Source organism: Actinomadura sp. 1N219 (assembly GCF_044326405.1).
Classification (GTDB): Bacteria; Actinomycetota; Actinomycetes; order Streptosporangiales; family Streptosporangiaceae; genus Spirillospora.
The window spans coordinates 464,389-487,366 of the sequence record NZ_JBIRAY010000003.1 but is presented as its reverse complement, the minus strand read 5'-3'; the positions used below and the strand labels follow the sequence as shown (position 1 = coordinate 487,366).

The following is a 22,978-nucleotide window of genomic DNA, read 5'->3' as shown; positions in this document are numbered from 1 at the left end:
GGGGGACCGGCCGTGGGGTTGCCGGGGACGGGGTTCCCGGCGAACGCCACGGCCGGTGTGTCAGCCCTCCGTGAGCCGCAGGACGGCCTCGAAGCAGTCGTCCGGGTCGAGGACGAGGTCGTCGGACTGGCGCTCGGCGATCCGCACCCCGCACGACGCGAGATGCGTCCGCGCGGCGTCCAGGTCGCGGACCTTGAAGGTGACCGAGTGCATGATCTCGCCGTTGCGGGCGAGGTCGCGTCCGGCCCGGCTCCGCTCGTCGTCCGGACGGGCCAGCTCGATGACCGTGTCCTCGCCGACGTGCACGAACACGCTGTCGGTGGCGTCCGCGCCCCGGCCCCGGCGCAGCACTTCGCCGCCGAGCGCGCCCGCGTAGAACGCGACCGCCCGCTCCAGGTCGCGGACGACCAGGGTCATGTACGCGACGCGCTCGACGCCCAGCGGATGCACGTCGCTCCAGTAGGACGTCGAGAACCCGGGCCGGAACCGCGGGTCCTCCAGGCCGCTCACGGCTTCGACGTCCACGAACTCGATGGCGCCGTGGCTGTCCCGCGGATGGGTGTAGAGGGAGCCGGGGAACTCGTCCGACTCCATGTCCGCGCCGCCCGGCCCGGTCACGCGCACGCCCGCCGAGCGCAGCCGCTCGTACAGGCCCCGCAGGTCCTTGACGTACCAGGCGAGCGAGTGGAGGTGCTGGCCGAACCTCGCGTAGAACCGGCCGACGGGGGTCGCCTCGGCGCCCGGCAGCCGGCTCGACATCATCGGCTCCATCACGAAGTCGGCGATGACGACGAGCGACGCGTCCCGCTTCTCGACGGCCAGATGGCCCTTGTAGAAGCGCTCGACGCCGAACACCCGGTCGTACCAGTCGTCGGCGGCGTCCAGGTCGGAGACCATGTGGATCGCGTGGTAGAACCTGCCGATCTCGAACAACGTTCCGCTCCCTCTCTCGGCCCTCTCCTTGCCCCGGCCCTGGCGAATCCGCTCGCCCGGCCCTAACATATCTACCAGACGGTTGGTTGTTTAATCGTTCGTTCGTGAGATGCCGGAGGCCGGGTTCTCACCGGTCGGAGGGGGTCTGCAGTGATACTGAGCATCGGTTCGCGCCTGCGCAGCGCGGTGTGCGACGCCGAGGTCGTGGTGGTCAGGTCGAGCGGCGGGGAGGTGGACCTGCGCTGCGGCGGCCGTCCGATGATCGCCATCGACGCCACGGCGCCGCCGGACGCCGCGCCCGAACCCGGCTTCGCGGACGGCGTCCTGCTCGGCAAGCGCTACGTCGGCGCCGGCGGGCGGTTCGAGCTGCTGTGCACCAAGGCGGGCGCGGGCTCGCTCGCGGAGGCGGAGGAGCCGCTCGGCATCAAGGACGCCAAGCCGCTGCCGTCCTCCGACTGAGCCGGCCGATGGACGTCACACTCCTGCTCCAGATGGCGGCCGACGGGTTCGGCGACCGCGTCGCGCTCGGCCCCGGGCACGGCGACCCGTCCGAGACGCTGACGTACGCGCAACTGCACGAGCGCTCCCGGCGCGCCGGAACCTGGCTCGCCGGACGGGACGCGCGCCACGCCGTCCTGGTGGGCGTGAACTCGCCCGCCGTGCCGCTGCTCCTCTTCGGCGCCGCGTTCGCCGGGGTGCCGATGGCGCCGCTGAACTACCGGTTGGCGGACGAACGCCTAGCAGCCGTGCTGCGCCGCGTCGTCCCCGGCGTCGCGGTCACCGACCCCGCCTTCACCAGACGCGTCCGCACCCTCCAGCAAGCGCTCGCCCCAGTGGACACGGCGACATTCCTCGACGCGACCACCACCGATGCGGGGCCCGTGCCATCAGGCGTGGATCCCGAGGGGATCGCGGTGCTGCTGTTCACCAGCGGCACCACCGGCGAACCGAAGGCCGCCGTGCTGCGGCACCGGCATCTGGCGTCCTACGTCGTGTCCACGGTGGAGTTCATGGGCGCGGCGGAGGACGAGGCGACGCTGGTGAGCGTCCCGCCGTACCACATCGCGGGCATCTCGGCCGTCCTGACCTCGGTCTACGCCGGGCGCCGCATCGTGCAGCTCCCGTCGTTCGACCCGCGCGAATGGGTGCGGCTCGCCGAGCGGGAGCGGGTCACGCACGCGATGGTGGTCCCGACCATGCTCGGCCGGATCCTTGACGCGCTCCCCGAACGCCCGGGCCCGCTGCCCGCGCTGCGGACGCTGTCGTACGGCGGCGGCCGGATGCCGGTGCCGGTGATCGAGCGCGCGATGCGGCTGCTCCCGCACGTGGAGTTCGTCAACGCGTACGGGCTGACGGAGACCAGCTCCACGATCGCTGTCCTTGGCCCCGGGGACCATCGCGCGGCGCTGGGGAGCGCGGACCCGGACGTCCGGCGGCGGCTGGGCTCGGTCGGCGTCCCGGTGCCGTCGGTGGAGGTCGAGATCCGCGACCCGTCCGGAGAGCGGGTCCCGGCGGGCGCGGCCGGGGAGATCTGGGTCCGCGGCGAGCAGGTCGCGGGCGAGTACCTGGACCGCCGCGCCATCCGCGCGGACGGCTGGTTCCCGACCAGGGACGAGGGCCGCCTCGACGACGCCGGCTACCTCTACGTCGAGGGCCGCCTGGACGACGTGATCGTCCGCGGCGGCGAGAACATCTCGCCCGGCGAGATCGAGGACGTCCTCGCCGCGCATCCAGCCGTAGCGGACGCGGCCGTCGTCGGCCTCCCCGACACCGAATGGGGCGAACGCGTCGTCGCCGCAGTGGTCCTTCACGACGGCAGAGACACCGACCGCGCCGAACTCCAGGACTGGGTGCGGGCGCGGCTCCGCTCGTCCCGCACCCCCGAGCACGTGGCATTCCGCACCGGACTGCCCTACACCGACACGGGCAAGCTGCTCCGCCGCGACCTGCGCGCGGACCTGCTCGGCGAACAGGAGGAGAGCACGCCGTGACCGACAAGCATGACTACAGGTTCGTCACGTACGAGGAGCTCGACGGCGGGACGATCGTCCGGATCCTGCTGAACCGGCCGAAGACCCGCAACGCGCAGAGCCGCGGCCTGCTGGTCGAGCTGAACGACGCCTTCCTGCGCGCCGAGCAGGACGACGCCGTCCGCGTCGTCATCCTCGGCGGGGTGGGCCCGATGTTCTCGTCCGGCCACGACATCGGCTCGGCCGAGGCCCGCGCCGAGTACAGCCCGGGACCGGACCAGCACCCGACCACGCGGATCAACGGCGGCTCCCGCACCGGCATCGAGAAGATGATGCTGCAGGAGTGGCACTACTTCTTCGAGAACACCCGCCGCTGGCGCAACCTCCGCAAGATCACCATCGCGCAGGTGCACGGCACCGTGTACGCGGCCGGGCTGATGCTGATGTGGGCGTGCGACCTGATCGTCGCGGACGACAAGGTCAAGTTCGCCGACGTCGTCGGCACCCGGCTCGGCATGTGCGGCGTCGAGTACTTCGGCCACCCGTGGGAGTTCGGCCCGCGCAAGGCCAAGGAGCTGCTGCTCACGGGCGACTCGATCGACGTCCACGAGGCGCACCGGCTCGGCATGGTCAGCAAGGTGTTCGCCCCGGACCGGCTCGGCGACGAGACGGTCGCGCTGGCCCGGCGGATCGCGGCGCTGCCCACCATGGCCGCGCTGCTGATCAAGGAGTCGGTGAACCAGACCGTCGACAACATGGGCTTCTACAACTCGCTGAACTCCTGCTTCACCCTGCACGAGCTGAACCACGCGCACTGGTCGAACGAGACCAAGGGCGAGAGCATCGTCGCCACCCCCGAGCACGGCATCCCGGACTGGCGCTCGGCCCCGCCCGTCAAGCCCGCCCAGAAGGACACCGCCGAGGCCCCCGCCTAGCGGCGGATTCCAGGCCCGCTCACAAGGCCCCGCTCACCCGAATGGCCGCCACCGGAGATCCCGGAGGCGGCCATTCGGATGAGCGGGCTGTTTACGGTGGACGGGCTATTCGTCGGTGTGGTCGGCGCAGGCCAGCAGGACGCCGGCGAGCTGACGGGCCTCGTACGGCGACAGGCTGATCACCCGGTAGCGGGAGCCGACGTGGTAGGTCAGCTCCACCGACGGCGACGCGGACTCAGCGGCGTCGCCGGTCTCGTCCGGCTCGTACTGCACGACCCTGACGTCGACCGACTCGGGCAGCCGCACGTCGTGGCGGTGCGACAGGGACAGGCCCTGCGTCTCGCTCTCGTGCAGCAGCGCCGTCCGCGTCCCGGAGTGGTCCAGCGTGCACCAGTCGGGGCAGCGCTGGTCCCGCGCGCAGGCGTCCTTCGAGGCCAGGGGCATGGGTCCTCTCCTCCTTCAACCACGCACCAGGGGTGACGTGACATCGCGGAACGACGTCTCCATCGAGATCCGGACGTCGACGACGGTAGGCAGCTGGTCCTCGGCGAACGCCTCGCGGAGCGCGTCGCCGAGGTGCGCCGGGTCGTCCACGCGGACGCCCCGGCAGCCCATCGACCGGGCGATCGCCGCATGGTCGAAGTCGTTGAAGTGCGACATCGACGAGCCGCCGTGCACGACCCATCCGAGCGCCGCGTTGTTGAACACGACGGTGACGATGGGGATGCCGTGCTCGACCGCCGTCATCAGGCCGTTCATGGTCATCGCGAAGCCGCCGTCGCCGGTGACCGCGGCGACGCGCCGGCCGGGGTGGACGAGCTTGGCGCCCAGCGCGGACGGGATCGCGTAGCCCATCGGCCCGATGCCCGCTGCTTGCAGGAAGCCGCCCGCGTTCGGCGTCCGGTAGTAGTGCGTCATGAAGATGCGGTTCTCGCCCGCGTCGCAGGTCACGATGCCGTCGTCGCCGATCGCGCGGGACAGCTCGGCGATGAGCCGCTGCGGCATGATCGGGACGGCGTCGGACGCGGCCGCCGGGTGGTCGAAATGCCCGTGCCGCTCCCGCAGCTCCGCCACGCGCTCCCGTCCGCCTCCGGTGCCGCCCCCGCCGAGCGCTTCGGTGAGGCGGTCGAGCGTGGCGGCGGCGTCGCCGAGCAGGACGTGCTCGCTCGGGAACGACCGTCCGGCGTTGAGCGGCTCCACGTCCACGTGGACGAGCGTCTGCCGTTCCGGGTCGAGCAGGGCCGGGTTCTCCATGGCGGTGTCGCCGGAGCTGAGCTTGGTGCCGACCGCGATCACCGTGTCGGCGCCGCCGACCGCCGCGTTCGCGGCCCCGGTGCCGAAGGTGCCGTACACGCCGAGCGCGAGGTCGTGCGTCTCGGCGATGCAGCCCTTCCCGGACGGGCTGGTGACGACGGGCGCGCCGAGCGTCTCGGCGAAGCGGCGCAGGGCGTCCTCGGCGCGGGCGATCCGCACGCCGTTCCCGGCGATCACGACCGGCCGGCGCGCCGCCGCGACGGCCTCGGCCGCGGCTTCGACGCGCTCGGCGGAAGCGGGCGGGGACGGCTGCGGCAGGTAACCGGCGGTCGGGTAGAGGCGGGGCCGCGACTCGGGGCCGACGTCCCCGGCGAGCGCCGCGCCCGAGTACAGGACGGCGACCGGCCCCGGCTGTCCGGTCAGCGCGTGCCGGATCGCGAGCTGCGTGCCGTGCACCGCCTCGGCCGGGCCGCGCGCGTCCACGACCTCCTTGGTGATGCCGGCGAAGCTCTGCCGCGCGTCCCAGTTCCCGTACTCGCCCGTGCCCGTCTGGTACGAGCCGTGCTGGGTGAGCCCGGCGCCGTCCGAGAAGTCGGTCAGCAGGAGCATCGGGCTGCTGGACAGGTGCGCCTCCAGCGTCCCGATCACGCCGTAGCCGAGCACCCAGGGGCCCTGGCCGATGAGCACGCCTGGACGGCCGGTGAGCCGCCCGTACACCTCCGCCATGGCGCTGGCCAGGGACTCCTGCCGGACGACGATCGTGCGGATGGAGTCCCGGTACTTCTCCAGCGCGTTGAAGATCCGGCCCGTCTCGCCGCCGGGGACGCCGAAGACCGTGTCGATCCCGGCCTCGGCGAGGACCGTGGCGATCGCCTCGGGGACCGGCGTCGGCGTCGTGAAGATCCGCTGTGTCGGCATGTCCTCACGATGCCATCCCCCGATCCGGCTAGTCAACCAACCGTCTGGTAGATATAGGATCGCCTTGCGCACCGTCGTACGGGAGGAACGGGACATGAAGTTCGGGCTGCCGATGTACGGGCTGAGTCCGCGGCACCAGCCGGAGGCCGCGCGGCTGGCGGAGGAGCACGGCTACGAGTCGGTGTGGGTGCCCGAACATCTGGTGCTCCCCGCCGAGATCCCCGCGACCTACCTCTACACCCCGGACGGGCGCCCCCCGATCGAGCCCCGCACCCCCATGTTCGACCCGTGGGTGGTGCTCGCGGCCATCGCCGCCTCGACCGAGCGGATCCGGCTGGCGACGAACGTGTACGTCCTGCCGCTGCGGCACCCGATCGCCACCGCGCGGTCGGTGGTGACGCTCGACCGGGTGTCGGGCGGACGCGTCACGCTCGGCATCGGGGTCGGCTGGCTGGAGGAGGAGTTCGGCATCGTCGGCCAGTCGTTCCGCGACCGGGGCGGCCGCACCGACGAGATCATCCCGCTGCTGCGCCGCCTCTGGAGCGAGGAGACCATCACCCACGAGGGCCGCCACTACGCGTTCGGGCCGGTCGCGTTCGAGCCCAAGCCGGTGCAGCGGCGCGGCGCCGGACGCGGCATCCCGGTGGAGGTCGGCGGCACCTCCCCGCCCGCGCTGCGCAGGGCGGGCCGCCTCGGCGACGGCTGGATCGAGATCGGCGCGAAGGACCTCGACGACGTCGCCCGCATGCTGGCCGTGGTGCGCGCCGCCCGCGAGGAGGCGGGCCGCGCCGGCGAGCCGTTCGAGGTCACGTGCAGCGTGCCCGCCGACGTCGACGGCGTGCGCCGCGCGGAGGAGCTGGGCGTGACCCGCGTCATCGCGTCCCCGGTGCGGGAACACACCGGGCGGATCACCAGGGAGGACGTTCTGGACGGCATCAAGCGCTTCGCCGACGAGGTGATCGCGCGGACGGGAGACGGCTGATGGGCGGCCTCAAGGACAAGTACTGCATCGTCGGGGTGGGGGAGACCGCCTACGTGCGCGGCTCGGGACGCACCACCCGGAGCATGGGCGTGGAGGCGGTCCGCGCCGCGATGAACGACGCGGGGCTGGACGCGTCCGACGTCGACGGGATGCTCTGCTACCAGGTCGGCGACTCGACGCTGTCCCAGACGATCGCGACCGACCTCGGCGTCCGGCTCAACTTCTACACCGACACCTACGGCGGCGGGTCCAGCACCGAGACGATCATCGGGCTGGCGATGGGCGCGATCGAGGCGGGCATGTGCCACACGGTCGCGGTGTTCCGGTCGATGAACGGCTACTCGTCGCTGCGGATGGGCGGCCGTCCCGCCCCCACCGGGCCGGGCCCCGCACGGCTCGTCGGCGACGCGCTCGACACGACGCCGTACGGCGTCAGCAGCCCGGCGCAGCGGTTCCAGTTCACGTTCGCGCGGCACATGCAGACCTACGGGACGACGAACGAGCAGCTCGCGCACGTCAAGGTGGCGCACGCCAAGCACGCGTCCAACAACCCGAGGGCCTACTACCGCGAGCGCGTGACCGTGGACGACGTGCTGGACTCGCGCTGGATCGTCAAGCCCGCCTGCCACCTGCTCGACTGCTGCATCGAGACCGACAACGCGACCTGCGTGATCGTGACGTCCGCGGACAGGGCGCGTGACCTGCGGCAGCGTCCGGTGCACATCATGTCCGTGGTCGGACGGGCCAACAAGCCCTACCAGGACCCGCTCGCCCACTACCAGTGCGACCCGATCACCCGGCAGGCCGGCTACTACGGCGGGCGGATCGCGTTCCGCAACGCCGGGGTCGAGCCCGCCGACGTCCAGCTCACCGGCTGCTACGACGCCTTCACGTTCACGCCCGTGCTGCTGTTCGAGGGGTACGGGTTCTGCGGGGAGGGCGAGGGCGGCGAGTACGTGTCCGGCGGGACGATCGAGCTGGGCGGGGCGCGTCCGAACAACACCAGCGGCGGGCAGCTCTGCGAGGGCTACACGCACGGCATGAACCTGGTGATCGAGAACGTCCGGCAGCTGCGCCACCAGGCCGACGACTCCTGCCCCGGCTGGCGCGAGGGGCGGCACACCTACGACCACGCCGAGGGCGGCTGCCGCCAGGTCCGGGACGTGGAGCTGGCGATGAACATGGGCTGGGGGACCCCGGCGGTGTCCAGCGCGCTGATCATGAGGAGGTAGCGGTGGCGGTCTACAAGGGCTTCGACATCGCGGCGGACCCGGCGGGCTCGGACCACCGGGGGTACTTCGAGGCGGCCGGACGCGGCGAGCTGGTCGTGCAGCGCTGCACGAACGCGGACTGCGGGCTGATGCGCGGGCAGATCGGCGCGGCGTGCCCGTTCTGCACGGGCCTGGAGTGGGAGTGGCGGCCGGTCGCCGGCACCGGGGTGATCTACAGCTACCAGATCGTCGCGCGGGCGGTGAACCCCGCGTTCGCCGACTGGGTGCCGTACCCGGTGGTGCTGGTCGAGCTGGACGAGCAGCGCGGCGTGCCGTGGCGCGGCGGCGCCGAGGACGAGTCCGTCTCGCTGCGCAAGATCGCGAACCTGGTGGACGGCGGCGACCCGTCCCGTCCCGAGGACGAGGCGAACGTCGCGATCGGGCTGCGCGTCCGGGTGTGCTTCACCGATCTCGGCGACGGCCTGGCGCTGCCGCAGTTCCGGCTGAGCGGCGAGCCGCCCGAGCACGCCCCGTGGCGCGCCCCGACGCGCACCGCCGAACGCGCCGCGTCGCGCGCCGCCGAGCGGGGGTCCTGATGGAGCCGTGGGAGACGGCCGCCCGGGAGAGCATCCGCGACCTGGTGGCCCGCTACAACTCCAACGGCGACAGCGGGCGGTTCGAGCAGCTCCTGGAGCTGTTCGCGCCGGACGCAACGATGGACGTCGGCGACGGCCGCGCCTACCGGGGCCGCGACGAGATCGCCACGATCTTCACCGGCACCGGGGACCGCTGGCGGGCCGCCGCGCAGGCGCGTGGCGTCCCGCCCTACGTGCGGCATTTCACCGCCACCCACCAGATCGATCTGCTGGATCGCGGGCGGGCGAAGGGCCGCAGCTACTTCCAGGTCCTGATGCCGCACGGCCTCGACCATTGGGGCCGCTACCTGGACGAATACGTCCTGATCGGCGATCGCTGGCTGTTCGCACACCGCCGCGTCGCCGTCGACGGCCGCGCCGCCCCGGGCTAGGCAAACTACCAGACGACTGGTAGATTCTAGGCGACCGGAAGGAGATGCCGTGCAGACAGCGCGCCGCCCGGAGCTCAGACGCAACGACTACACGCTCAGCGAGGACCAGCAGGACGTCGAGGCGGTCTTCGCCGAGTTCTTCCTCCGGGAATGCCCCAGCTCGCGAGTACGGGACGCCGAGCCGCTCGGGTACGACGAGACGCTGTGGCGCTCCCTCGCCCAGACGGGCGCGGTCACCATGGGGATCCCCGAGGCGCTCGGCGGGGGCGGGGCGTCCGTCCTGGACCTCGCGCTGGTGGCGGGCGCGTTCGGCCGCCACGTCGCGCCCGTCCCGCTGATCGAGGCGGCCGTCGCGCTCCGCCTGCTCGCCGACGCCGCACCGGACGTCGCGCGAACGTGGATCGACGGCGCGGCGGCCGGCGGCCGGTTCCCGACGCTCGCGCTCCGTCCCGCCGACGCCGACGGCGCCGCGCAGCTCGTCCCGGCGGGCGCGGTCACGGGCGCGGTCATCGCGCTGACGGGCGGCGAACTGGTCTTGCACAACGCCGCCGAGCCGCCGCCCCCGGTCGGGAACCAGGGCCGCGCCCCGATCGCCTGGTGGCGTCCCGCACCGGATAACCGCGTGGTCCTCGCGGACGGCGACAAGGCGCGCGAGCTGTACGAGGGCGCGCTGCGCGAGTGGAAGCTGCTCACCGCCGCCGCGCTGGCCGGGCTCGGCGAAGGCGTCCTCGCGCTCGGCCTCGACTTCGTCAAGGACCGCACGGCGTTCGACACGCCCATCGGCGCCTTCCAGGCGATCTCGCACGCGCTCGCCGACGCGCACACGGCGGTGGTCGGCGCCCGCAACCTCGCCCGCAAGGCGGCCTGGTACGCCGCCAACGAACCGCGCACCCGGCGCGAGCTAGTCCCGATGGCGTTCGCCTACGCCGCGCAGGCCGCGACCCGGGCCGTGACCGTCGCGACGCACGTCCAGGGCGGCTTCGGGTTCACGGTCGAGTCGGACGTCCAGCTCTACTTCCGCCGGGCCAAGGGCTGGAGCGTGCTCGCCGGCGACCCGAGGGCCGAGCTGTCCGCCATCGGCGACCTGCTCGCCGACCGCGTGAGGAGCTGACACACATGGACTTCAGCGTGCTGGAACTGGACGAGGACCTCACCGCCTTCGTGAAGGAGGTGAACGGGTTCCTCGACGAGCACCTCACCCAGGACGTCCTGGACGAGGAATGGGAGACCGGCGCCGGGCACAACCGCGCCTTCCACCGGGCCCTCGGCGCGAAGGGCTGGGTCTTCCCCGCCTGGCCGGTCGAGGAGGGCGGCGCCGGGCTCGACCCGCTGCGCGTCCACCTGCTGGACACCGAGCTGCGCCGCCGCGACGCGCCCGGCATCACCAAGGGCACGACCGGCCTGTCGGTGGCGGGCATCCGCGCCTACGCCAACGACGACCTCAAGGCGGACGTGCTGCCGGGGATCGCCAGGGGAGAGGTGTGCGTCTGCCTCGGCTACACCGAGCCCGACACCGGCTCCGACCTGGCCGGGGTCCGGACGAAGGCCGTCCTCCACGGCGACACCTGGACGATCTCCGGCTCCAAGATGTTCACCACCGGCGCGCAGAACTGCCAGTACGCCTTCCTGCTCGCCCGCAGCGAGCCGGACGCGTCCAAGCACGCGGGCCTCACGATGTTCCTGGTGCCGCTCGACTCGCCGGGCGTCGAGATCAGGCCCGTCCACACGCTCGGCGGCGAGCGGACCAACGTCGTCTACTACGGCGACGTCCAGGTCCCCGACCACTACCGGCTCGGGCCGCGCGGGCACGGCTGGGCCGTCCTGTCCGAGCCGCTGCGCGCCGAGCACGGCATCGGCCGCGACGACGCGCACGGGCTCGCGGAGATCAACCCGTCCGGGCTGACGTACTTCCACACGCTGGAGCGGCTGCTGGAGCACACCCTGCACTGGGCCGTGACCGACGTCCGGGCGGACGGCGCGCGGCCCATCGACGACCCGCTCGTCCGCGCCCGGCTCGGGCAGGTCGCGCTGGACGTCGAGGCGTCCCGCAACACCCCGCCGCCGATGGGCCGGGTGCTGGCGTCCGAGCTGCTGATCCGCGACTCCGCCGACATCATCGACCTGGTCGGCCCGAAGGCGCTGATCGGACGCGGCGAGAACGGCGCGCTGGAGGACGGCGTCATCGAGTGGGCCCACCGCTTCGCTCAGGGCACCGCGATCTACGCGGGCACCACCGAGGTGCACCGCAACATCATCGCCGAGCGCGTCCTCGGCCTGCCCAGGTACGCCCGCTACCCGCGCGGCGGCTGACGCCGGTTCAATCGCCGAGGGCTGCGCGGCGGGCGCGCAGGGCGGCGGTCTTGACGCGGTTCTGGCAGGTGGTCGAGCAGAAGCGGCGGCTGCCGTTGCGGCTGGTGTCCACGAAGACCCGTCCGCACCGGTCGTCGGCGCAGGAGCCGGCGCGGTCGGCGTGACCGCCGCCGAGCAGCCGTGCCAGCGCCTCGGCGCAGATGGACGTCCACATCGGCACCAGGGACGCGTCGGCGGGGTGGTGGTGCAGGCGCCACCGTCCGTCCTCCTTCGCCAGGTGCGGGTGGGCGGGGTGCGCGGCGAGGAGCCGGTTCAGCCGGTCGGCGGCGGCGTCCTCGTCCCCGCCGCCCAGGTCGTCGAAGACGGCCCGCAGGTCGCGGGCGAGGGCAGCGAAGCCGGGCACGTGGCCGGGCGCGAGCCGCGCGACCGAGGGCGGGTCGACGGCCAGGACCTCGCGCAGGACGGCCGTGTCCGCGGCCGGTTCGGGACGGATCACCATCCGGTTGACGAGATCGACGGCGACGAGCGCCCCCGCGTCCATGTAACTGTCTAGAAGCAATTGACCAGTGACCTCCGCCCCGGTTACCGTGTAACTGTCGTAAGAGGATACGCCAGTGACAGGACGTCCGGGAGAAGGTGACGGCGATGATCCTGCGGCCCGCCGAGACGGCCGACCTGCCGAGGCTCGCCCCGATGTGGCGCGCGGCGTGGCTCGACGGCCACGCCGGTCACGTCCCCGCCGAGCTGATGGACGCGCGCGGCCCCGAGCACTTCGCCGTCCACGCCGCGACGTACGCGGACTCCACCATCGTGGCCGCCGACGGCGGCGGCCGTGTCCTGGGCATGATCATCCTTGGTCGCGCCGAGGGCGAGGTCGTCCAGCTGGCGGTCGACCGGGCGGCCCGCGGCCGGGGCGTCGGCGGCGCGCTGCTGCGAAGCGCGGAGGAGCGGTTCGCGGGCGAGCACGAGGAGGCGTGGCTCGCCGTGGTGCCCGGCAACGCGCGGGCCCGCCGCTTCTACGAGTTCCACGGATGGCGGAACACCGGCGCCATGACCTACGCGGCGCCTACCTCGGCGGGCGGCACGGTGCCCGTCCCCGTCCTCCGGTACGCCAAGGCACTGAGCGCGCTAGCCGTTCGCTGAGGGGGCGGCCAGGATCGACTGCACCGTCGCGGTGACTATGCGGGCGGTGTCGTCCAGCTCCAGGCGTCCGGTGCGGTTCTCCTCTGCCGCGCCGTGCAGGACGTACTGGAGGACGCCCACCAGCCAGGCGATCGGCAGGTCGGTGCGGAACACGCCCTGCTCCTGACCGCGGCGGATCAGCTCTTCCACGCGTTCCGCCGGGGCGGCGTGCAGCTTGCGGACGCGTCCCGGCGGAAGCGTGCCCTGCGCCGCCGTCAGCAGCGCCGTGGACTCGGCCACGAGCGCCCAGCTCGAATCCAGCAGCCGGGTGAGCGCCTCGCGCGCGTCCCCGGTCAGGTCGACGGCCGACAGCACCTCGTCGCCGGCGCGCAGCGCGTCCGTCAGGGCGGCCTCGACCAGCTCGGCCCGGTTGCGGAAGTGGCCGTAGAGCGTCATCCGGCCGACCCCGGCGGCCTTGGCGATGTCGTCGATGCTGGCGTTCGGGTCTCGGCTGAGGCTCTCGCGGGCGGCGGCGACGATGCGGGCGATGCTGCGCTCGGCGTCTGCGCGCCGGCGGCGGCCGGAAGCGGCGGTGGGCGGCGGGCGATTGGGCATGGCGCCCATCCTAACTCGTACACGGGAATACGTGTTACTCTGCAAAAGTTGTACGGCCAAGTACGAGTTAAGGAGAGCCTGAGATGACGCAGAAGACCCACGACCCGGCCGCGCGGGACGGCGCGGCGCACCCGCTGCGGTGGCGCATCCTCGGATTCCTCGGCGTGGCGCAGCTCATGCTGATCCTCGACGTCACCGTCGTCGCGATCGCGCTGCCGCACATCGAGACCGACCTCGGCCTGGGCCGCCAGGCCGTGACCTGGACGGTCAGCGCCTACACCCTCACGTTCGGCGGGCTGATGCTGATCGGCGGCCGGGCCGCCGACCTGTTCGGGGCCAAGCGGGTGGTGCTGGCCGGCCTGCTGATCTTCACGGCGGCGTCGCTGGCGACCGGCCTCGCCGGCGGGGCGGCCCTGCTCCTCGGCGGCCGGATCGCGCAGGGGGCCGGCGCCGCGCTGATGTCCCCGTCCGCCCTGTCCTTCGTGGTGCGCCTGTTCGACGGCGACGAGCGGAACAAGGCGCTCGGCGTCTGGTCCGCGCTCGGCGGCGGCGGCGCGGCCCTCGGCGTGCTGCTCGGCGGCGCGCTCACCGCCGGACCCGGCTGGCCCTGGGTCTTCTACGTCAACGTGCCGATCGGCCTGGTGATCCTCGCCGCCCTCGCCCGGATGCTGCCGGACCAGGCGGTGGCCGTGCCGCGCCCCCGGCTCGACGTGCTCGGCGCGCTGCTGGTCACCGCGTCGTCCGGGTCGCTGATCTACGCGTTCATCCGCGCCGGGGACCACGGCTGGCTCACCGCCGCGTCCGGGGCGCTGGTGCTGCTCGCCGCCGCCGGCTACGTGGCGTTCGTGATCCGGCAGCGGACCGCGCGCTCGCCCATGATGGACCTCGCGCTGCTGGTGCGGCGCCCGGTCGCCACCGGCACGTTCCTGATCCTGATGGCGACCGCCCTGATGATCGCGGTGTTCTTCCTCGGCACGTTCTACTTCCAGCACGCGGAGGACTTCGGCGCCCTGCGGACCGGCCTGCTGTTCCTCCCGGTCGCGGTCGCGACGATGCTCGGCGCCAACCTCACCGGCCGCGCCATCGCCCGCGCGGGCGCGCGTCCGCTCGCGGTCGCCGGGCTGGTCGTCGCGGCGATCGGGATGGCCGTCCCCGCCCTGTCGATGAACCCCGCGACCGTCGTGGCCGGCACCGCCGTCGCGGGCGCCGGGACGGGCGCGATGTTCGTCGTCGCGTCGGCGACCGCGCTCGGCCAGGTGGCGCCGCACGAGTCCGGGATCGCGTCCGGGATCGTCAGCACGTTCCACGAGTTCGGCGCGTCCATCGGCGCCGCCGTCATCTCCAGCGTCGCGGCGGCGAGCCTGGTCGGCGACACGCTGGACGGGTTCACGGACGGCTTCGTCCTCGCCGCCGTCGCAGCCGCCGCGGGAGCGGTCGCCGCGGCCGTCCTGACCCCCGGCCGAGCACGCTGACGGCGCAGGCCGGGAAGGCTTTCAAAAAAGATCGGGGGCCGTGTCGATCCGCGCCGGCCCCCGTTCGACCTAGGGATGAGAAGGTCCCGGAGAGGGGCCCGGACGATCCCGAGGGGAGACGGAACCATGAAGTACATGCTGATCATGCGCGCCACCGACGAGGCCTTCGCGAACATGGGCGACATCGACCACGACGAGATGATCGAGACCGTCGGCAGGTTCAACCAGGAGATGATCCGGGCGGGCGTGGTCCTGGCCGGGGAGGGGCTGGCCGACGCGAGCGAGGGCGTGGTCGTCGACTACTCGTCCGAGCCGCCCGTGGTCACCGACGGGCCGTACGGGGAGACGAAGGAGCTGTTCGGCGGCTTCTACATCCTCAGCGTCGCGTCGAAGGAGGAGGCCGTCGAGTGGGCCAAGCGGATGCCGCTCACCGGGCCCGGCTTCAAGACCGAGATCCGCCGGGTCACCGAGGTCGACGAGTTCCCGCAGGACAACGAGTGGATCAAGAAGGAGCGGGAGTGGCGCGAGACGCACGGCCAGCTCTGAACGTGAGGTGCGGAGATGGCCGACCCGACGGGACGTGAGGCCGTCGCCGCCGTCTGGCGGATCGAGTCCGCCCGGATCGTCGGCGCGCTCGCGCGGTACACGGGGGACTTCGCCCTCGCCGAAGATCTCGCGCAGGAGGCGCTGGCCGAGGCGCTGGTGACGTGGCCGCGCGACGGCGTCCCGCGCAGCCCGGCCGGATGGCTGCTCACCGTCGGGCGGCGCCGCGCGATCGACGCGTACCGCCGCCGCGCCGCGCTCGACGACCGGTACGCCGCCCTCGCCCACCGCCTGGGCGAGGGCGGCGCGGCCGCGGGCGGCGAGCCCGCCGACCCGGCCCGCGACGACGACGTCCTGTGGGACCCGGACCAGATCGACGACGACGTCCTGGCGCTGATGTTCATCTCCTGCCACCCGGTGCTGTCGCGGGAGGCGCGGCTGGCGCTCACGCTGCGCGTCGTCGGCGGCCTGACCAGCGACGAGATCGCCAGGGCGCTGCTCGTCCCGACCGCGACCGTGCAGGCCCGCATCACCCGGGCCAAGAAGACGCTCGCGGCGGCGCGGGTGCCGTTCCGGGCTCCGCCGGCGGACGAGCGGGCCGAGCGGCTCGGCTCGGTCCTCGGCGTCATCTACCTGATCTTCACCGAGGGGTCCTCGGCCAGCTCCGGCGGCGACCTGATCCGGTTCGACCTCGCCGGCGAGGCGCTGCGGGCTGCCCGGGTGCTGGGCCGGCTGGTGCCGGAGGAGCCCGAGGCGCACGGCCTGCTGGCGCTGCTGGAGCTGACCGCGGCGCGCTTCCCCGCCCGCACCGGCCCGGACGGCGAGCCCGTCCTGCTGGCGGACCAGGACCGCCGCCGCTGGGACCGCGCCGCCGTCCGCCGCGGCCGCGCCGCCCTCACCCGGGCGGAGAAGGCGGGCCGGGGCCTCGGCGCCTACGGCCTCCAGGCGGCGATCGCCGAATGCCACGCCGTCGCGCCGTCGGTGGACGAGACGAACTGGAAGCGCATCGTCCTCATCTACGAGGCGCTCGGACGGCTCGCCCCCTCGCCGGTGGTCGACCTCAACCGGGCGGTCGCGGTCTCCATGGCGGACGGGCCGTCCGCGGCGCTGCCGATCGTGGACGAGCTGGCCGCCGCCGGCGCATTGCCGGCCTCGCACCTGCTGCCCGGCGTCCGCGGGGAACTGCTCGCCCGCCTCGGACACGCTGGCGAGGCGCGCACCGAGCTGAAGCGCGCCGTGCGGCTGTGCGGCAACGAGCGCGAACGCGCCGTGCTGGAACGCAAGCTCGCCGACCTGGGCTGACCGTCCCGGCTAGGGGCGGGCGACCTCCGGCGCGTAGCGCAGCAGGACCGCGCCGGAGACGAACCGCCGCGTCTCCAGGAGCCGCAGTTGTGCCGCCGCCGTCTCGAACAGCCGCGCCCCGTGGCCGACGACCACCGGGAAGACGAACAGCCGGTACTCGTCGACCAGGTCCGCGGCGATCAGCGCGTGCACGAGCTGGACGCTGCCCGTCGCGACGATGTCGCGCCCCGGGGCCGCCTTCAGCGCGTTGACCTCGTCCACGAGGGGCCCGCGCAGGACGGTGGAGTTCTGCCATTCCGGGTCCTTGACGGTGCTGGAGACGACGTACTTGCTCACCGCGTTCAAGTAGTCGGACACGCCCGTCGGGTCGTCCTTCTGCTTCGGCCAGAAGCCGCGGAAGGCCTCGAAGGTGTTCCGGCCGACGAGGAGCGCGTCGGCGGCCTCGCGATGCTCGGTGGTCGCCGCCGTGATGTCGGTCTGGTCGACGTCCTCGGCGAGCGGGTCGAACCAGCCCTCCGCCATGTCGATCACGCCGTCGAGCGTGATGTTCTCCGTGACTACGAGTTTCCGCATGCTTACCCCCTGTGCACGAGCCTAGGGGACGGCGCGGAGCGGCGGGCGTCCGGCCGGGGGCGGGGCGGGGACGGCCTGGGTCAGGCGCGCCGTCTCGTCGTCGGCCGCTGCGGGATCGGACATCGCCTGCAGACGCCGCACCACCAGGCCCTCGCGGATCGCCCACGGGCAGATGTCCACCCGGCCGATCTTCAACGTCGTCATGAGGGCCTCGGCCACGATCGCGCCCGCGAGGAGCTGCGCGGCCCGGGGCCGCGACACCCCGCGCAGCTTCGCCCGGCGCGCGGCGGTCCTGGACGCCAGCACCGGGATCTGCTCGCGCAGCCGCTCCAGCTCCAGCACGCGCGGCGCGTACGGGCCGGCCTTGCGCTTGGGCGCCCCGGTGAGGCGGGCCAGCTGCGTGAACGTCTTGGACGTCGCCACCGGCCGAACCGGGAGGCCGCCGTCCAGCCCCGGCTCCACCTCGGCGGCGGCGTCCGCCAGCTCCTCGTACACGCGGCGGCGCAGCCTGCGGACGTGCTTGCGGGACGGCGGGTCGCCCGGCAGCTGCTCGCGGGTGAGCCGTCCCGCGCCGAGCGGCAGCGACAGCGCCAGCGCCGGCTCCTGCGCGTCCCCGTGCGCGATCTCCAGCGACCCGCCGCCGATGTCGACGAGCAGCAGCCGTCCTGCCGACCAGCCGTACCAGGCGCGGGCGGCGAGGAACGTCAGCCGCGCCTCGTCCCGGCCGGACAGGAACCCGAGCCGCACGCCGGTCGCCGCCGCGACCCGGGCGACGATCTCGTCCTGGTTCGCCGCGTCCCGCACCGCGGACGTCGCGAACGCGATCAGCTCCTCGACGCCTTGCTCGGTCGCGGCGCACGCGGCCTCCCCGACCGACCCCACCAGGCGGCAGACCGCGCCGCCGGTCACGGCCCCGCCCGCGTCGATCGCCTCGGCGAGCCGCGTCGGGCGCTTGACCGCCGCGACCGGCCGCGGCGGCTCGCCGACGCTGATGTCCACCACCATGAGATGGGCGGAGTTCGACCCGACGTCCAGCACACCGATTCGCATGCCGACGCATTACCCGCATGAAGCGGATTCATTGGCGCGTGCTCCGGTGCCGCCGCTGTTTGCGGGACGCGGTCGCGGGTACCCGGTCGGCGTTCCGTCGGGGAGGTGCGGTGGTGGGGATTCCGGGCGCGTCCCTGGCCAGGTCGGTGCTGAGCGTCCCGGTCGCGGCGGCGGAGGCGGCGGCGGAGAAGGCGTCCCGGACCGCCGGCGCGTTCGCGGCCCTGGCCGCCGGAGGGCGCGGGCGGCGCGTGTGGGCCCACGCGGGACGCGCGCACATCCAGGTGAACGGCCTGGCGGGCGAAGGGCCGCGGCACCGGCGGTACGTGCGGGCGCTGACCGAGGCGCTGCGGCGGCTGGACGGCGTGAACTGGGCGGAGGTCAACGCGGTCACCGGCCACGTCCTGGTGGCGTACGAGGAAGGCGTGGGCGTCGACGCCCTGGTCGAGGTCGTCGAGGACGTGGAAGAGGCGCGCCGGGTCGGCCGGTTCGACCCGCGCGACAGGGACACAGACGCCCACACCCGGTGGCCCGATGACGAGATGGCCTGGGCCGCGGCGACGTCCGCCCTGGCGGCCGACGTCGCCGGGACGGTCGGCGCCGTCGCCGCCAGGCTGCTGGCCCTCCCGCCGGTGCCGAGCCCGGTTCGCGCTGCGGTCGCGGTGGCGGACTCGATGCCGCAGGTCCGGACGGCCGTGGAGCGGCGGCTGGGCGTGCTGCGCGGCGACGCCCTGCTCGGGGTCGCGAACGCCGTCGTCCAGGGTGCCGGGCACGGCGTCGCGCCGCCGGTCACCGACGCCGTCCACCGGGTCTTCCAGCTCCACGAGATCGGGGCGCGCCGCGCGGCGTGGCGGCGCCGGGAGCCGCGGCTGGCGGCGGCGGGACGGCAGCCGCAGGAGTGCGGCGCCCGCGCCGAGCGTCCGTGCCCGCTGCCGGACGGGCCGGTGGAGAAGGCCGGGAACCGCACCGCGCTGGGGCACCTGCTCGGCGGGGCGGGCGTCCTCGCGGGCACGCGCGACGCCTCCGCCGTCGCCGACCTGCTGCTGGCGACCGTGGCCAAGGCGGCGCGGCACGGCCGGGACGCGTTCGCCGCCGTGCTGGCCCACGACCTGGCGGGACGCGACACGGTGGTGCTGGACCCGTTCGCGCTGCGCCGCCTGGACCGGGTCAGCGCGGTCGTCATCGACTCCTCGGTCCTGTGCGACGGCGAGCTGCGGCTGCTGTCGGCGGTCGCCACCGGCGAGGACCTGGACGACGCGGGCGTGTGGCGCGCCGCCGGCGCCGTGCTTGCGGGCCGCGACCCCGACGACCTGGCGGGTCCGGGCCCCTGGGACGGAGGCGCCGAATGGCGCCTGGTGCGCGCGGCGGACGCCCCGTCCGGCGCCCCCGCCGACCCGCAGGGCGTCACCCTGGACCTGACGGACGAGGACGGCGGACTCTTCGGACGGGTCCGCGTCGGCTGCTCCCTGGACCCGTTGGCCGAGGCGCTGCTGTCGGCGGCGCACCAGGCGGCCGACGTGGTCTTCCTGACCGAGCACGCCAGCACCCGCGAGCTGGTCGCCTGGGGCGACGACTCCCCGCTGGCCGTCGAGGAGCTGGCGGAGTCGGTCCGGGCGCTGCAGCGCGAGGGCCATGTGGTGCTGGCCGTGTCGTCCGGACAGGACCTGGCGCTGGACGCGGCCGACGTCGGAGTCGGCGTCCTGCGCGGGGGCGGGCCCGCCGACTGGCGCGCCGACCTGGTGTGCGGGCCGGGGCTCGCGGAGGCGTGGCGGCTGCTCACGGCGGTCCGGCCCGCGCGCCGCGCCAGCGACCGCGCGGCGGAGCTGTCGCTGAGCGCGTCCGCGCTGGGCGCGCTGCTGATCGCGGGCCGCCGTCCCGGCCGCCGCGCCGGACGCGGGCCGCTGGGCCGCGTGGTCACGTCCTGGCAGGACCTGCCGCCGGTGCACGCGGCGGCCCTGGCGGCGATGCTGACCAACGCGGTGAGCGCCCGGCGGCTCGACCACCGTCCGCTGCCGCCGCCCGTCGTCCGCGACGCGTGGCACGCGTTCACCGCGGAGGAGGCCGTCCGGCGCCTGTCCCGCCCGGCCGCCGACGAAGCAGAGCCGGACGGCGCAGACTCGCGCCTCACCGCGGTGCGCGCACGGCTGGCGGGCGTGCCGCTGCTGAACAAGACGGTCGTCTGGCCGGCCGGGGCGGGCATGCGCCTGACCGCCGCCGTCCGGCAGGAGCTCGACGACCCGCTGACGCCCGTCCTCGCGCTCGGCGCGGCGGCCTCCGCGGTCGTCGGCTCCAGCGTGGACGCGCTGCTGGTCACCGGCGTCATGGCGGGCAACGCCCTCATCGGCGGCGCGCAGCGGATGCGCGCGGAGAAGGCGCTCGGCGAGCTGCTCCTCGGGCAGCAGGTCCACGCGCGGAGGCTGCGGCCCGGCGCGGACGTGTCCCCGCGCCCCGGCGCGGCGGGCGCGGAGGCGTTCGCGCATCTGCGGTCGGCCGCCGCCGAGCAGGTCATGGCCGGACGCCTGCGGATCGGCGACGTGATCGTCCTGCGGTCCGAGGACGTCGTCCCGGCGGACGCCCGGCTGCTGTGGGCCGAGTCGCTGGAGGTGGACGAGGCCACCCTCACCGGCGAGTCGGTGCCCGTCGACAAGAACGTCGAGCCGTCGCCCGGCGGCGACCCGGCGGACCGGCACTGCATGGTCTACGAGGGCACCACGGTCGTCGCGGGCGACGCGGTCGCCCTGGTCGTCGCCACCGCCGAGGCGACCGAGTCGGGCCGGGCCGCCGCGCTCGCCGGGGCGGCGGACGCGTCGTCCAGCATGCAGACGCGCCTGGCGGAGCTCACCCACCAGGCGCTCCCCGCCACCGTGCTCGGCGGCGCGGCCGTCACCGCGCTGGGCATGCTGCGCGGGCTGCCGCTGCGCCGGGCGCTCGGCTCCGGGGTCGCCGTCGCCGTGGCCGCCGTCCCGGAAGGGCTGCCGCTGGTCGCGACCGCCTCGCAGCTCGCGGCGGCGCGGCGGCTGTCGCGGCTCGGCGTGCTCGTCCGCACCACCCGCGCGCTCGAAGCGCTCGGACGGGTCGACACGCTCTGCTTCGACAAGACCGGCACGCTCACCGAGGGCAGGCTCCGCCTGGTCCGCGCGGCCGGGCCCGCCCGTCCGCTCCCGCTGACCGGCGACGGCGGGCGGCGCATCCTCCGCGTCGCCGCCCGCGCCTGCCCGCCCCCGCGCGGCCGACGGGTCGCGCACGCCACCGACCGGGCCGTGCTGAACCGGGCCGGCGACCTGCCGCCCGACGACCGCTGGTCGCTGGACGAGGAGCTCCCCTTCGAGACCACCCGCGGGTTCTCCGCCTCGCTCGGACGCGACGGCGACCGGACGGTCCTCGCGGTCAAGGGCGCGCCCGAGGTGCTGCTCGCCCGCTGCGCCCGGATCCACCTGCCCCGGCGTCCCGCCGACCGCGACGAGCCCATGACCGCCGCCCGCCGCCGCGCCGCGGCCGCGACGTTCCGGCGGCTGGCCGGGCAGGGGCTGCGCGTCCTCGCCATCGCCGAGCGGCCCGTCCACGACCCGGAGAAGGTCCGCGGCGAGATCGCGGACCACGTCGAGGACCTCACGCTGCTCGGCTTCGTCGGCATCGCGGACACGCCGCGTCCCACCGCCGAGGAGGCCGTGCAGCGGCTGGGCGAGGCGGGAGTGCGCACCACGATGGTCACCGGCGACCATCCGGCGACCGCCGCCGCCGTCGCCGCCGAGCTCGGTATCCCCGGCGCCGACCGGGTCGTCACCGGGGCGGAGCTGGACGCGATGTCCGCCGCCGAGCGGCTCGCCGCCGTCCAGGAGGCCGCGGTCTTCGCCCGCGTCTCCCCGGCGCAGAAGGTGCGCATCGTGAAGGACCTGCGCAGGGCCGGGCGGGTCGTCGCGATGACCGGCGACGGCGCCAACGACGCCGCCGCCATCCGCCGCGCCGACGTCGGCGTCGCGGTCGCCGGGCGCGGGTCGGGCGCCGCGCGCAGCGCCGCCGACCTCGTCCTCACCGCGCCCGACACCGCGCTCATCCTGGACGCGCTGCGCGAGGGCCGCGCCCTGTGGCACAGCGTCCGCGACGCCGCCGCGATCCTCGTCGGCGGCAACGCGGGCGAGGTGTCGTTCACCGTCCTCGGGACGGCCCTCAGCGGGAACGCGCCGCTGAGCACCCGGCAGCTCCTCGTGGTCAACATGCTGACCGACATGCTCCCGGCGCTCGCCGTCGCCATCACCCCGGCGGGCGGCGACTCCGAGGCGCCGCTCGGCGGGGCGCCGGTCCGCGGCTTCACCGGCGAGGACATGCGCCGCGCGCTGGCCGTCCGCGGCACCGCCACCGCGGCCGCCGCCCTGCTGTCGTGGCAGGCGGGCCGGCTGACCGGGCTCGTCCCGGACGGCGGCCGCCGCGCGTCCACGATGGGCTTGGCCGCGCTGGTCGGCGCCCAGCTCGGGCAGACGCTCATCGCCCGCTGGCGCAGCCCCCTCGTCCTCGCCACCTGCGCGGTGTCCGCCGGGGCGCTGTTCGCGGTGGTCGAGACGCCCGGCGTCAGCCAGTTCTTCGGCTGCACCCCGCTCGGCCCCGGCGCCTGGACGATCGTCACCACGGCGGCGGCGGCCGCGACGCTGGGAGCCGCCGTGGCCCCGCGTTTCCTCCCGTCCGCCGGAACGGGCTGAGCGAATCGCATTTTCGATTTCCCCGCGCGCCGCTCGTTGAAAGGTGAAAAACCGGCGCTTCACAGGTGCC

Annotated in this window: 21 protein-coding genes; 14 read left to right on the top strand and 7 right to left on the bottom strand. The window is 74.4% G+C overall.

Annotated features, from left to right (window positions below):
* Positions 1-60: 60 nt before the first annotated feature.
* Entirely contained in the window at positions 61-933 is an 873-nt protein-coding gene (locus ACH35V_RS14455; RefSeq protein ID WP_395972629.1) for a VOC family protein, read from the bottom strand.
* Between the two features lie 150 nt (positions 934-1,083).
* Here ACH35V_RS14455 and ACH35V_RS14450 point away from each other — a divergent pair, with 150 nt between their 5' ends.
* Genes ACH35V_RS14450 through ACH35V_RS14440 form a run of 3 tightly spaced genes read left to right on the top strand, consistent with a single transcriptional unit; the run spans position 1,084 to position 3,838 of the window.
* Positions 1,084-1,392: a hypothetical protein gene (locus ACH35V_RS14450; protein ID WP_395972628.1), complete on the top strand. Its 309-nt coding sequence runs from the start codon at positions 1,084-1,086 to the stop codon at positions 1,390-1,392.
* Positions 1,393-1,400: 8 nt separating this feature from the next.
* Positions 1,401-2,924, top strand: a complete 1,524-nt coding sequence (locus tag ACH35V_RS14445; RefSeq protein ID WP_395972626.1) for a class I adenylate-forming enzyme family protein — start codon at positions 1,401-1,403, stop codon at positions 2,922-2,924.
* A complete protein-coding gene (locus ACH35V_RS14440) occupies positions 2,921-3,838 on the top strand; it encodes an enoyl-CoA hydratase (protein ID WP_395972624.1) in 918 nt (305 codons plus the stop codon). The genes ACH35V_RS14445 and ACH35V_RS14440 overlap by 4 nt, the downstream gene beginning before the upstream one ends.
* A gap of 105 nt (positions 3,839-3,943) precedes the next feature.
* Here ACH35V_RS14440 and ACH35V_RS14435 read toward each other — a convergent pair whose 3' ends face one another.
* Both ACH35V_RS14435 and ACH35V_RS14430 read right to left on the bottom strand, forming a co-directional pair.
* On the bottom strand, positions 3,944-4,282 hold the full coding sequence (locus tag ACH35V_RS14435; RefSeq protein WP_395972623.1) for a DUF6907 domain-containing protein: 339 nt from the start codon (positions 4,280-4,282) through the stop codon (positions 3,944-3,946).
* 15 nt (positions 4,283-4,297) lie between these two features.
* On the bottom strand, positions 4,298-6,010 hold the full coding sequence (locus ACH35V_RS14430) for a thiamine pyrophosphate-binding protein (protein ID WP_395972621.1): 1,713 nt from the start codon (positions 6,008-6,010) through the stop codon (positions 4,298-4,300).
* A gap of 94 nt (positions 6,011-6,104) precedes the next feature.
* On the opposite strand from ACH35V_RS14430, the gene ACH35V_RS14425 reads away from it, so the two are divergent.
* The 6 genes from ACH35V_RS14425 to ACH35V_RS14400 are packed head-to-tail and all read left to right on the top strand — an operon-like array spanning position 6,105 to position 11,540.
* Positions 6,105-6,992, top strand: a complete 888-nt coding sequence (locus tag ACH35V_RS14425) for an LLM class F420-dependent oxidoreductase (RefSeq protein WP_395972619.1) — start codon at positions 6,105-6,107, stop codon at positions 6,990-6,992.
* Positions 6,992-8,224 (top strand): thiolase C-terminal domain-containing protein, encoded by a 1,233-nt coding sequence (locus ACH35V_RS14420; RefSeq protein WP_395972617.1) that lies wholly within the window; start codon positions 6,992-6,994, stop codon positions 8,222-8,224. Before ACH35V_RS14425 ends, ACH35V_RS14420 begins: the two co-directional genes overlap by 1 nt.
* Positions 8,225-8,226: 2 nt before the next feature.
* Positions 8,227-8,799, top strand: coding sequence for a Zn-ribbon domain-containing OB-fold protein (locus ACH35V_RS14415; protein WP_395972615.1), 573 nt, complete (start codon positions 8,227-8,229; stop codon positions 8,797-8,799).
* Positions 8,799-9,230, top strand: a complete 432-nt coding sequence (locus ACH35V_RS14410; RefSeq protein ID WP_395972613.1) for a nuclear transport factor 2 family protein — start codon at positions 8,799-8,801, stop codon at positions 9,228-9,230. Before ACH35V_RS14415 ends, ACH35V_RS14410 begins: the two co-directional genes overlap by 1 nt.
* 49 nt (positions 9,231-9,279) lie before the next feature.
* Positions 9,280-10,341, top strand: a complete 1,062-nt coding sequence (locus ACH35V_RS14405; RefSeq protein ID WP_395972611.1) for an acyl-CoA dehydrogenase family protein — start codon at positions 9,280-9,282, stop codon at positions 10,339-10,341.
* Between the two features lie 5 nt (positions 10,342-10,346).
* Positions 10,347-11,540, top strand: coding sequence for an acyl-CoA dehydrogenase family protein (locus ACH35V_RS14400; protein ID WP_395972609.1), 1,194 nt, complete (start codon positions 10,347-10,349; stop codon positions 11,538-11,540).
* 7 nt (positions 11,541-11,547) lie between these two features.
* Here the strand turns inward: ACH35V_RS14400 and ACH35V_RS14395 are convergent, their stop codons facing one another.
* Positions 11,548-12,081, bottom strand: coding sequence for a CGNR zinc finger domain-containing protein (locus ACH35V_RS14395; RefSeq protein WP_395972607.1), 534 nt, complete (start codon positions 12,079-12,081; stop codon positions 11,548-11,550).
* 104 nt (positions 12,082-12,185) lie between these two features.
* On the opposite strand from ACH35V_RS14395, the gene ACH35V_RS14390 reads away from it, so the two are divergent.
* Positions 12,186-12,683 (top strand): GNAT family N-acetyltransferase, encoded by a 498-nt coding sequence (locus ACH35V_RS14390; protein WP_395972605.1) that lies wholly within the window; start codon positions 12,186-12,188, stop codon positions 12,681-12,683.
* On the opposite strand, the gene ACH35V_RS14385 is transcribed toward ACH35V_RS14390, so the two are convergent.
* Positions 12,669-13,277, bottom strand: a complete 609-nt coding sequence (locus ACH35V_RS14385) for a TetR/AcrR family transcriptional regulator (RefSeq protein ID WP_395972603.1) — start codon at positions 13,275-13,277, stop codon at positions 12,669-12,671. The genes ACH35V_RS14390 and ACH35V_RS14385 overlap by 15 nt on opposite strands.
* Before the next feature lie 83 nt (positions 13,278-13,360).
* Here ACH35V_RS14385 and ACH35V_RS14380 point away from each other — a divergent pair, with 83 nt between their 5' ends.
* From ACH35V_RS14380 to ACH35V_RS14370, 3 genes are all read left to right on the top strand, one after another.
* Positions 13,361-14,749 carry an MFS transporter gene (locus ACH35V_RS14380; RefSeq protein ID WP_395972601.1) on the top strand — a complete coding sequence of 463 codons (1,389 nt, stop codon included), beginning with the start codon at positions 13,361-13,363 and terminating at the stop codon, positions 14,747-14,749.
* A gap of 126 nt (positions 14,750-14,875) precedes the next feature.
* Positions 14,876-15,295, top strand: coding sequence for a YciI family protein (locus tag ACH35V_RS14375; RefSeq protein WP_395972600.1), 420 nt, complete (start codon positions 14,876-14,878; stop codon positions 15,293-15,295).
* A 15-nt stretch (positions 15,296-15,310) separates the two neighbouring features.
* The gene (locus ACH35V_RS14370) at positions 15,311-16,594 is read left to right on the top strand and encodes an RNA polymerase sigma factor (protein WP_395972599.1); all 1,284 of its coding nucleotides are present in this window, start codon (positions 15,311-15,313) and stop codon (positions 16,592-16,594) included.
* A gap of 9 nt (positions 16,595-16,603) precedes the next feature.
* Here the strand turns inward: ACH35V_RS14370 and ACH35V_RS14365 are convergent, their stop codons facing one another.
* Both ACH35V_RS14365 and ACH35V_RS14360 read right to left on the bottom strand, forming a co-directional pair.
* Positions 16,604-17,167, bottom strand: a complete 564-nt coding sequence (locus tag ACH35V_RS14365) for a dihydrofolate reductase family protein (protein WP_395972598.1) — start codon at positions 17,165-17,167, stop codon at positions 16,604-16,606.
* Between the two features lie 21 nt (positions 17,168-17,188).
* Positions 17,189-18,217, bottom strand: a complete 1,029-nt coding sequence (locus ACH35V_RS14360) for a Ppx/GppA phosphatase family protein (protein ID WP_395972597.1) — start codon at positions 18,215-18,217, stop codon at positions 17,189-17,191.
* A 110-nt stretch (positions 18,218-18,327) separates the two neighbouring features.
* Between ACH35V_RS14360 and ACH35V_RS14355 the strand changes: the two genes are divergently transcribed.
* A complete protein-coding gene (locus tag ACH35V_RS14355; RefSeq protein WP_395972596.1) occupies positions 18,328-22,908 on the top strand; it encodes an HAD-IC family P-type ATPase in 4,581 nt (1,526 codons plus the stop codon).
* Positions 22,909-22,978 lie beyond the last annotated feature (70 nt).